Origin of the sequence: Vibrio sp. HB236076, assembly GCF_040957575.1 — a bacterium.
GTDB lineage: Bacteria > Pseudomonadota > Gammaproteobacteria > Enterobacterales > Vibrionaceae > Vibrio.
The window spans coordinates 299,209-310,847 of record NZ_CP162601.1; the positions used below are offsets into that span (position 1 = coordinate 299,209).

The window sequence follows — 11,639 nt, forward strand, 5'->3', positions numbered from 1 at the left end:
CCCGTCTCCGCATGGCGGTTTTGGCTTGTCGAATCGTGCTAGGTAGGCAAGCGCACAACAGACTTGATAAGGACAATAATGACTGAATCGTACTCAGCCCATTATTTTGTTTGACGAATCACCTCGTGGTTGTCGAATTCATCCATAAGATACCAGACGAATACCCTATTGCAAGGGCTCATTACAATCTAATGCCACTAGGGATCACATCGTTGGCGACAGCTCGCCGATGGTTACCTTTTTTATTGAGTGTGTTCGTCCTCAAGGAGTGACACTGACGTCCTTATACCAAGCCAAACGTTCGCCGTTGATGCCTTATCCCAAGTACTGATTAGACTTTAAATTGACTTAAACGCTGATGTACCTGATCGACTTTAGCGTTTTGTTGCGTTATCTCAGTCACTTGAATCGAGGCATTGTCTGTGAGTTCATCAGCGATGGTATTCACTTGATGGATACTTTGTGCCACGTCATGACTGACTTGGCTTTGTTCTTTGGTGGCATTGGCAATTTGGGCCGCTAAGTTTTGCAAGGTCGCAATGGCGTCACCGATATGAGCCATATTGCCACTCACTTGGCTAATCTCTTCCCCGGTCTGGCTAACCAACTTATTCATAGACTGGATGCTTAGCGTCGTGGTTTTGGTTGTCGCTTGCAGTTGGTGGATGAGATTGAGCACTTCATTAGACGATTGCGCCGTTTTACTGGCTAAGCTGCGCACCTCATCAGCGACCACGGCAAAGCCACGTCCTTGCTCTCCGGCCCGTGCGGCTTCAATGGCAGCATTTAAAGCCAGCAAATTGGTTTGCTCAGCGATATTTTGAATCGTATCGACAATCTGGCTAATTTTTTGGGTACTGATGTTGAGCTCATTAACCGAAAGTTCAGCGTGTTGGGCTTCTTCACCTAGGTTACTCATGGACTGCTGCGCGACTTGCGCAGTGTGGATACTTTTGTCGGTGAGTTGAGCGCATTCGATGGCTAATTCAGAAGTGCGTTGGGTTTCTTGGGCGACTTGATTATTGGCCTGAGTCATTTCATCAATGGCTGTCGCGACAGCGCGCACTTGATCAAGTTGGACAGTAATGCGCTCCTTACTGGTCTGGTTGAGCGCGGTGACCTGATGAGACGAGGTCTGCAGCTCGCCCGTCATCGCAGTGATACTGGTGATCAGTTCATGTAACTTTGCCATGAAGCGGTTAAAAGCATCGGCTGACATTGCAATTTCATCATTGCCGTTAGTGTCTAAGCGCACCGTTAAGTCACCACTGCCGTGAGCGAGTACATCCAATTGTTGATTGAGCATCTCAAGTGGTTTGAGATTACGGTTAATCAAAAAGCCACCCATAGCCACCACAAGCGCGGCGGACAACACCGTAATGAGCGTCATGACCAGCAGCACTTGATCGTAATGTTGGCTGAGCATACTCGCTTCTTGTTCTGTCAGCTGGTCGACATCGTCAATGTAAAAACCCGTGGTGAGGATCAGATCTTGGGCTGGTAAATAACGGCTATAGGTCATTTTCGGAAAGTAGGCTTTTTCGGAGGGGCGGTAGCCATCGAAGACGGTGAAACCATCGCCTTTGGTCGCGCTATTAACAATATTGCGAACGATGTACTGGTCTTTGTCGTTTTTAAGATCCCATTGCGAGGTGCCAACGGCATTAGGATTGGCGCCGTGGGCAATCACGATCCCTTGGCTATTGTGAATATAAAAATAACTATCCGGGTTGCCGGTTTCAAAGCGTAAAGCGCCAATGGTTTGGGCGAGGGATTGTTTAAGCGCCTCGCCTTGGAGCTGTGTTACATTGGGTAAAATAGCGGTGTACGCCGTGTCGACGAGCCCTTGTAATTTGTCTTGACGGTCAGAGAGGTAAGCGTGGTGAAAATCATCGAGTGTGGTTTGCTTTAACGAGCTAGTGAGAATATAGACTGTCAAGATCAAGGCACCGCCGATAAATAACACGGCTGAAAAACAAATCAAAAACAGTTTGCGTTTTAGTGTCATGGTGACATCGCCTCAAAAATTGACCAATCGATGGTTTACTCGATGGTCGTAATCAAAAATGGGTCGCGAACTCGGCGAACACCAGTGTCCAGGTCGTTCGCATTGTAATAGAAAATAATGATACCGCTTGCGTATATAATGATGTTTTTTTGATTTTCTTATGACTAGTTTTGGTGCTTTCTGTGTTCAATGTCACATAATTCTCTGTGTTTGAATGAAACTCGAGCAGTTGGCTATTCCTCAAACTCTTCTTGCTATATATTGCCGAGCGATTTGATTTTACTGCAATAAGGTTTAATCACATCCGTTGAATAATCTTAGCCTATCTCTTTACGACTGCGATAAATAACTGATATTGACGTCTTACATTTGGCGAAAATAAAACAGAGTGAAGAAAATATTATGGCGCTACCGATTTTTACCTTTAACGTTAAGAGACCGTAACGATGACACTTCGCTTTGATTGGAAGTATTTGCTGTTAGCCTTAGTGGTGGCATTGAGTTTGAGTTTGCTCAATATCGCTTTATTGCAAAACACTTTGTCGTATCCGTTTACTGATGTTCAGTTAGTGCAAACTACCGCATTAATGACAATGGCTTTTCTATTGTTTTATCTCTTTGTTCAATATCGCGCTTTGCAACGGCGTCGATTGTTTATTGCGTTATTGGATCGCTTGCCCGCAAGTTTGGTTTCTAAAGATCAAAATGGAAGGATTCTTTATTGCAATCAGTCTTATGCCACTCTATTTGGCTGCTCTGCGGCGGAAATGTTTGACCGATTTGAAAGCGAATTCACCGATAAAGATTCTGTGATGCAAAGCTTTAAGCCTTTAGCACAACCGGTAATAGATAAGGGACAAGCGATTGGTCAGCCCGTGTCGGCATTGTATGAGCAAGCCTCACCCCAAGCTGATAAAAGTACTTACTATACCAGTGTTAAGTTGCCTTATCTCAACATGAATCAACGAGCCTGTACGTTAATTTACGCTCAGGACGTAAGTGAGTTTCATCAATACAAACAACAAGCTGAATTATATCAGGCTCAATTAGAGAAAGTCCTTGAAGCGTCTGAAGAAGGTTTGTGGGAATGGGATCTCGTTGAAAACAAAGCGACCTCGAATCAAAGAATGTTAGAGATTTTTAAGATCGAGAAACTGGAGAGCTTGGAAGATTTTGAAGCCATTATTTATCCAGACGATCGCGAGTTGGTCCACAAGGCGGTAGAAACTTTAATCGCCAATCAAGCGCCTTTTAACATTGAGTTTCGCATTGTCGATGACAAAGGCAACATCGCTTGGATTTGGGATCGCGGTCGGGTTGCCAGTGTCGATGAAAATAATCAGGTCACTTCGATTGTCGGTATTGCTATGGACATCACCGAAGATAAAGCCAACGAAGAGCGAATTCGAAAACTGGCCTATTATGACCCGCTGACGCAATTAAAGAACCGTTCAAAGCTACAAAAGAACTTTGATGAAATTCGTTTTTCGTTAATAGAGGGGCAACCCGCGCCATGGTATGGGTTGTTTTTCATCGATTTAGACCGATTCAAACACCTCAATGACAATTACGGTCATGGCCACGGCGATGAGCTACTTAAAATTATCGGTCAACGGCTGAAGAGTTTTGTTTGCCAAGACAGTTTGTTGTGTCGTTTGGGAGGCGATGAATTCATCGTTGTTTTCCCGATGCCAGAAAAAGTAAACCAAACTCGATTAGAGCACATTGAAACCCTGGCAACGCGATTGCTTGACGAGCTGAATCAACCCTGTCAACTCGTTGGCTCTCAAGGCGATAATCCCATTTATTATATGCCTCGTGCCAGCCTTGGTGGAATCACTTTCAAGCTCCGACCTGACAGTGATTTATTGGAACTCCGACGCTTGGCAGACATTGGCTTGTATCGCGCGAAAGCAGAGGGCGGCGGGGGAGCGCACCTGTTTAACCTTGAAGAGCAAGATCACATGTTGTCGGTCAACCGTTTACAAAAGTTACTTGAAAAAGGGATTGAACACGAAGAGTTTGAACTTTATTACCAACCGGTCATCAATCGTGAGGGGCACATCTGCGGCGCCGAGGCACTACTGCGCTGGCAAAGCGCTGAGCAAGGTTTGATCATGCCCGATACCTTTATGCCAATCGCAGAAGAAAGTCATGCCATCGTTGAGTTGGGGAATCAAGTTATCCATATGGCGTGTCGCCAACTTGAGCAATGGCAACAGGCGACCTTGAGTGCGCATTTCACCATGGCGATCAACCTCAGTGCTAAGCAACTCTGGCAGCACAACTTTGTTGATGATTTTACCAATATCATTGAGCAATATGCGATCAACCCTCATCAATTGATCGTTGAAGTAACAGAAAGCGTTTTTATCCATGATTTACAAGAAGCCAGTGACAAACTGATGGCGTTAAAGCGGCTCGGTATTAACATCGCTCTTGATGATTTTGGTACCGGTTATTCCTCGCTCAATTATTTGCGTCATCTGCCCTTAGATGAACTAAAGATAGACAAAAGCTTTATTCAATCCATGTTAGAGGATGACAAAGCGAGCATCATGGTCAACACCGTGATTGAGTTAGCCAAACAACTGGAGTTGACTGTGGTCGCTGAAGGCGTCGAACTCGCTCAGCATTTTGAGCTACTCAGCGATCTCTCGGTGGAATTGTATCAAGGGTATTATTTTGCTAAACCATTACCGATTGACGACTTTACGGCTTTTTATCAATCGTATACGAGTCATACTACTGAATGACAGACTTAGGCGTCAGGTTAATTTACTCGTTGAACAATAAATCGCATGACAAGTTGTGACGGTGAATCTGTTTGCGTTTTTAAATGCCAGTATTTTGTCATTAATCTGCCGCAAACACTGACATTGTAAACAAACTAATATAGCATCAACAAAAATAAGAAAATTATTATTTAACACAAGATTGATATAGCAGTCTTTCCTTTATTGTCTCTCCTTTACACTGAGATACAAAGAGTCTGTACTGCCATCGGTGTTATTGCGTTTTTAATGCCTAACGATCAGTCTTTTAGAGTTTGGCTGGGTCAAGCAATGAACTATTCGCTGGCCTTCAATGTAGCGAGTAAATAATGAGTAAAACCCCACACCTTTCCGTCGTCGGTATAGGCGCTTCGGCCGGTGGTCTAGAATCGATGAGACCGCTGTTAAATGGCCTACACAAGACAGGACACATTGCATTCGTGGTGGCTCAGCATATGTCGCCACAGCACCGCAGTATGCTGGTGGAGTTGCTCGCTAAAGAATGCCCGCTTAATGTGATTGAGGCCAAAGATGGTGAAGCATTACAGCCGGATACTGTGTATGTTAACCCGCCCAATAAAGACATCTTGGTGATCAAAAACAAGATTGAGCTCAAGCATTTAGATCGCGGTATTGGCCCTAAGCCCTCGGTTGACAGCTTGTTTAACTCGCTCGCCAATCACATCGGTGGCCACGCTGTGGGGATTATTTTGTCGGGCACTGGCTCAGATGGCGCTCATGGCTGTCGAGCGATTCGCGCTTCGGGTGGGATCACCATCGCGCAAGACCCAGAAACCGCCAAGTATGATGGTATGCCCAGTGCGGCGATTCGCTCAGAAGCGGTTGATTTAATTTTATCCCCCTCGGAAATTGCCAAACAACTGACTGATATTATCAACTCACCACCGCCGAAAATAACGCTCAAAGAAGCCAGAACGGGTAAGCACATTGCCTCGTTCACCGATTTGATCAACCGCGTCTACCAAGCGACGCAAGTCGATTTTAGTCAATACAAAGAGGCAACATTGAGCCGCCAATTGCAACGTCGTATTGCGGCATTGCGTTTGTCTTCGCTTGAAGAATACTTTAATTACATTGACGATAACAAAGAAGAGTTGCACACCCTGCAGAAAAGCTTTCTCATTTCTGTTACGGCGTTTTTTCGCGACCCTGAGGCGTTTGATCAGCTGACGGGGTTAGTTGAAAAAATGATCTCGCGCAAAGAGCCGCGCAGCACGGTGCGAATTTGGATTCCTGGCTGCGCGACCGGTGAAGAAGTTTATACCTTTGCGATTATGATCTGTGAGCAGCTCGGCCGCCGAGTGAGCGATTTTGATATAAAAATTTTCGGTACCGACATTGATATGGCCGCCACAGAAGTGGCTCGCAAAGGTGTCTATCCAGAGCCCTTGTTAGAAGGACTCGATAAAGTTCTGATTGACCGTTATTTTATTCAAGATGGTCGCAGCTTTAAGATTATCAAACACGTAAGAGATATGTGTGTCTTTGCCCGTCAAGATTTGGTGCGCGATCCGCCCTTTCTCAAAATGGACTTGATCAGTTGTCGTAATTTGATGATCTATTTAAATAACGATTTACAAGATCAGATCATCAGTAACTTCCACTATTCCCTATTACCCGGTGGCTACTTATTTTTGGGTAAATCCGAGTCGATTGGTAGCGCCGCGACCTCGATGTTTGGCCAAATAGACAAGAAAAACAAAATCTTCCAACGTCTAGAAGGCCCACAAACTCGCGTACACATTGGCAGTTTTACCAGCAATATTACTCCGCCAATCGCGCCGCGAGCACTGACGCCTAAAATGGTTAAGATGGAAGCAGTGAAAAGCTGCCTCCTCGAGGCGTATGGCCCGCCAAGTGTATTAATCAATAGTGCTCATGAGCCATTGCAGTTTTTTGGTGAGCTTGGCCGCTATCTGTCATTGCCAGAAGGGGCGGCTGATTTTAATATTCTTGCCCTCGCCCCGCCGAGTATTCGCACTGAACTGCGCGCTTTATTGTATCGAGCGATGAACAGTGACAAAACGTCCAATGAGCATTTGGTGGATGCACAGCTCAATGGCACGCCAACGCGTGTTAATATCGCAGTGCGTCAAATCAGTATTGAAGGGCAGGCGGAAAGGACTTATCTCGTCTCTTTTGAAGAGAAGGGCAACGATGTGGTTCCAGCTTTAGACTTTGATCAATACAGTGAAGATCAGCAAAGCCATATCAGCCATCTAGAAAATGAACTGTCCGGTACCCGAGAACATTTGCAAGCGGTCATTGAAGAATTAGAAACCTCCAACGAAGAGCTACAATCGCTGAACGAAGAATTGCAAGCCTCAACCGAAGAGCTGCAATCGTCTAATGAAGAGCTCGAAACCACCAATGAAGAATTGCAGGCGACGAATGAAGAGCTCACCACGGTTAACGATGAGTTACAAGCCAAGTCGATTCAGCTGACCGAAGTCAATGAAACGCTCAACAACATTCAAAACTCGATTGATCTTGGCTTGATTGTGTTGGATGAAAAGCTCAGGTTGATTCGCTATACGCCTAAAGTGGTGCGCTTGTTTGGGATTTTACCTGATGATATCGGACAAAAAATCACTGGTATCCCATCGCACATTAAAATTGAACACTTTGAGCGAGTACTGATGTCGGTGATTCAAACGGGCGATCCTCTGTCGATGGAGGTCGAACGACAGGGTGATACTTTCTTGATGAGTTTGGCGCCTTATCTCAATGAGACCAAGCGAATTTCAGGGGTGATTCTGACCTTCTCTGATATTAGTGAACTGACGCAAACGCGTTTGAAGATTGAACAAGCCGAACAAAAATTTCGTTTGATCACCGAATCGCTTCACGAAGTGGTTTGGATGAGTTACCCCGATTTTTCGCAATGGGAGTATCTAAGCCCAACCTTTGCTGATTACTCAGGCCTTGCGCCCAGTATTATTTATCAATCTCCAGAGAAGTTTTTAGAGTCGATTCATCCCGATGATCGCTCTAACTTTGTGGCTCACACTAAACAACCGTGTTGGGATATTCAGTATCGCATGTGTCATGTTGATGGGCGTGTTTCTTGGATGCGCGATCGCGGTAGCAAAGTGGTACAAAACAATAATATGCCGGATTTACTGGTTGGCAGTGCGGTTGATATCACCAAGTCGATGGACTTCTCTCATCAGTTACAGCTGAGTGAAGAAAAGTTTCGCAGCGTGTTTGAAAGCTCTAGTGTTGGCATTGCTTTGGCTAATCACAAAGGTGAGTTATGGGATGTGAACCCAGCGTTTTGCCAGTGGCTTGGCTACGATCGCAAAGAGCTTGCAGGTTGCCATTTTGATGTCATCACTCATGCCGATGACCTAGAAGACGACTTACACCTGTTTAATGAATTGATTGCAGGTAAACGCGATGCTTACCATCTAGAAAAGCGTTATCTGACCAAAGATGGCAAAGTTATCTTCGGGCTACTCAATGTCAGTCTTGCCAGTCATACCAATCCGTTTAATGATCAGGAACAGTCGATTGTTGCTATTATTCAGGATATTACGGATCAGGTGGCGGCGCGTCAGTTGATCTTTGAGCAATCACATTTTGACGCACTGACCCAATTGCCGAACCGTACTTTGCTAAAGGATCGCTTGGATCAGTTGTTTAAATTGGCTGAGCGAGAAAGTCTTCATACCTCCTTGTTGTTTGTCGATCTCGATGGTTTTAAAGCGATTAATGATCAGCAGGGGCATGATGCTGGCGATCAGGTGTTAATCACCATTGCTCAGCGATTGAAAGGGTTAGTCAGAGCCAGTGATACGGTTGCTCGTTTTGGTGGCGATGAGTTCATTATTGCTATTAATCATCAACCTGGAGTGCAATACCCAGAAATGGTGGCCAATAAAGTCATTGAGGCTATCGCTCAACCAATAGTATGGCAACAAGAATACTATCAAATTAACTCCAGTATTGGCATTGCAACCTACCCAGAGGATGCGCAAAGCCAAGAAAAATTGGTGCAACTGGCTGATGTCACTATGTATCGAGCAAAAAAAGCGGGAGGTGGGCACTGTCAGTTTTACTCAGGGAAAATGAACAGCGAAATAAAGCTGCTACACAGTGAGAAAAACGAGTTGTTGCACTCGCTTGAACAAGGCTTGTTCCAACTGTACTACCAACCTATTTTTTCCGATAACGGTCGGACAATCATTGCGGCGGAATCGTTATTACGTCGTCAAGACCCTGACAATGGCATGCAACTGCCAAGTGACTTTATTGCTGTCGCTGAGCAATACAACGTCTTAAAGACGATAGATTTATGGGTATTAGAGCAAAATATGGCGTTTATCCGTCAGCACGGTACTCATTTGACCATGGTCTCGATGAATGTGTCGAGTCAAGCGCTGAGTAGCAAACGATTTTTACAAACCTTGGAAGACAATCGAGCGATCGCCCATCAGTTGTGTTTAGAAATGACGGAACAAGTGATTTCCCAATCTGATCCGTATTTTAAAACCATTTCGATGTTGCATTCACTGGGTTATAAGATTGCCCTTGATCAATTTGGCCTGGGTGCGTCAAACTTTTCGCGCTTGCCGTCCGAGTGTTTTGATCGACTGAAAATCGATCTAAGTATTACTCAGCAAATTGAAACGACACAAAACCAAGCGCCTTTGGTTGAGGCCAGCCTTCATATTGCTCAAGCCATGGAGTGTTCTGTAGTTGCCGTAGGGGTTGAACGAGAAAGCCAAGCACAATACTTTGCCAGTCGAGAGAGTGTTGATCTGCAGGGTTTTTATTTCGCTAAGCCGATGCCAATGGCAGAGTTGGTTGCACTGCTTAAAAGTCAATCTAACTGACACAAACGGCATCGACGTATTTGAGCCATCACTGAATGTGATGGCTTTGGGTTACCAATACAAGTTTAATTCACGATGAAACTCTTCGGCTAACGCATGGCTTTCATTTTGCAGTAATGAGCGACCGATAATCAAGGTTTTGAGCTCAAGGTGTTTAAACATCCCGACATCGTTGGGTTTCACGCCACCATTGACCGACACATCTAATCCCAAATCAATTAACCTTTTAATACAATCAAGATCGCGTTCTTGCCATGTTTGACCCGCCAGCTCAGCGTTGAGAGAACGATGGTAAATGACTTGATTGATCCCCATGTATCGCCACGCCTCAATATCTTGCCAAGTCCAGTGCCCGTGGAGTTCGATTTGTACGTCTCCGTTGAGTTGTATGGCCACTTCTTTTGCTGCGCGAATGGTTTCTGGGTGAGCGGCCGAGCTCAGTGTCACCCAATGGGCACCAGCTTCCATCGCCATGCGAGTTAAAATATGACTGGCATCGGTCATTTTGACATCAAAGACTAAGGTGTGATTGGGGTAGAGCTGGTGAATCGCTCTGACACAGGCGATGCCTTGTGACAAAGCCAGAATTGGCCCAATCTTGATGATATCGATATGCTCAGCGATATGGGATAACTGCGCCAAAGCGCGGCGCAGGTCATCGGTGTCTAACGACAGTTGCAGCTTGGGTTTGGTCATGGTGGCATCCTCCAAAGCGGAAATTGTGGTCAGTGATCGATTGTTGAGTATGGTTGGTATAAGAACTATCGAAAACAATCCAAAAAAACTATCGCACAGTAACGCATCTTTAAGTTTGAACTTGAGCGCAACTTTGATGTAGACAAATAGATTATGTTGCAAATTTGTTAATGTCGTCGCGATTTTGTATGCGCGTTTCGAGTATGTCTGGGCTACCTTCGTGGTGCCGAAATTAAATTGTGAGTTAGCTTTACCCTTGGCAAGGGAAAAATTGACTATTTTCACTTATCAGCAAAACTTATCTTATCAATAGACAAAAAATAGCTGAGACAATGATGCGTTATTTAACGAAGCAGTGGTTGTGTGGCATTGTGTTGGGTTTTGTTTTTTTAAGCTTTCAGCCCGTGTCGGCAGATCATCCCAATCCTTCTTCACGTCAACAGACATTGGTGGTCGGTACTATCAGCAGTAATCCACAAAAAGCGGTTAAGCGAACTCAAGCGTTTGCGGATTACGTGGCCAGTCAGTTATCTTCTTTCGGTGTAAAGGAAGCCAAAGTGGTGGTCGCGAAAGACATAGAACAAATGGCATCATGGTTGAAAAGCGGTGACGTCGATTTGGTTTCTGAAACCGTGTTTGCCGCTGCTCGAATGATTGATCAGGCTAACGCCAAGTTGATTGCTAGGCGTTGGAAAAGTGGTATTGGCGAATACTCAAGTGTATTTTTTACATCGATTACATCGGGTATCAAAAGCTTTTCTGATCTGGTCGGAAAGACCATTGTTTTTGAAGACCGCGGCTCGTCAAGCTCATTTTTAGTGCCCGCCAGTCTCTTATTGGCGCAAGGCTATCAATTGCAAGAGTTGAGTTCGCCGAGAGAAAAGCCGCTTGCAGGTAAAATCGGCTACTTTTTTTCAGATGATTTTTCCAATTCAGGCGGTGAAAAAAACATGATGGCTTGGGTTCATCGAGGTCTCGTTGCTTCTGCGGCATTTAGCGATATCGATTGGCAAAAAGAAATTCCTGAGGCGATAAAAAAAGACATGAGAATTTTTTATCAAAGTCAAAAGATACCTCGTTCGTTAATGTTAGTCTCGCCAACAGTGCCAGTAGAAAAGAGCCAAATGATCGCACAAATTCTGTTTGATGCAGACAAAAGTGAGCCAGGCAAAGCGGCCTTGCTTCGTTACAAAAAAACGCTCAAATTCGATCCGATCACCGACGATATAAACGCCGCTGTTCTTCGTGCAAAAGAGCAAAAGCGACTTATCGAATCCAAACTGTCTCGTTGAGATAAAGGCA

The 11,639-nt window shown here is 44.9% G+C and carries 5 protein-coding genes; 3 read left to right on the forward strand and 2 right to left on the reverse strand.

Annotated features, from left to right (window positions below; translation table 11 throughout):
• Positions 1-331: 331 nt before the first annotated feature.
• Complete coding sequence (locus AB0763_RS01485; RefSeq protein WP_306102181.1) at positions 332-2,008, reverse strand: methyl-accepting chemotaxis protein; 1,677 nt, start codon at positions 2,006-2,008, stop codon at positions 332-334.
• Positions 2,009-2,454: 446 nt separating this feature from the next.
• Here AB0763_RS01485 and AB0763_RS01490 point away from each other — a divergent pair, with 446 nt between their 5' ends.
• Positions 2,455-4,764 (forward strand): EAL domain-containing protein, encoded by a 2,310-nt coding sequence (locus AB0763_RS01490; RefSeq protein ID WP_306102180.1) that lies wholly within the window; start codon positions 2,455-2,457, stop codon positions 4,762-4,764.
• Between the two features lie 347 nt (positions 4,765-5,111).
• Positions 5,112-9,641, forward strand: a complete 4,530-nt coding sequence (locus AB0763_RS01495) for a chemotaxis protein CheB (RefSeq protein ID WP_306102179.1) — start codon at positions 5,112-5,114, stop codon at positions 9,639-9,641.
• A 51-nt stretch (positions 9,642-9,692) separates the two neighbouring features.
• Here the strand turns inward: AB0763_RS01495 and AB0763_RS01500 are convergent, their stop codons facing one another.
• Positions 9,693-10,337 carry a 3-dehydro-L-gulonate-6-phosphate decarboxylase gene (locus tag AB0763_RS01500; RefSeq protein WP_306102178.1) on the reverse strand — a complete coding sequence of 215 codons (645 nt, stop codon included), beginning with the start codon at positions 10,335-10,337 and terminating at the stop codon, positions 9,693-9,695.
• 332 nt (positions 10,338-10,669) lie between these two features.
• On the opposite strand from AB0763_RS01500, the gene AB0763_RS01505 reads away from it, so the two are divergent.
• Positions 10,670-11,629 carry a phosphate/phosphite/phosphonate ABC transporter substrate-binding protein gene (locus AB0763_RS01505; protein WP_306102177.1) on the forward strand — a complete coding sequence of 320 codons (960 nt, stop codon included), beginning with the start codon at positions 10,670-10,672 and terminating at the stop codon, positions 11,627-11,629.
• Positions 11,630-11,639 lie beyond the last annotated feature (10 nt).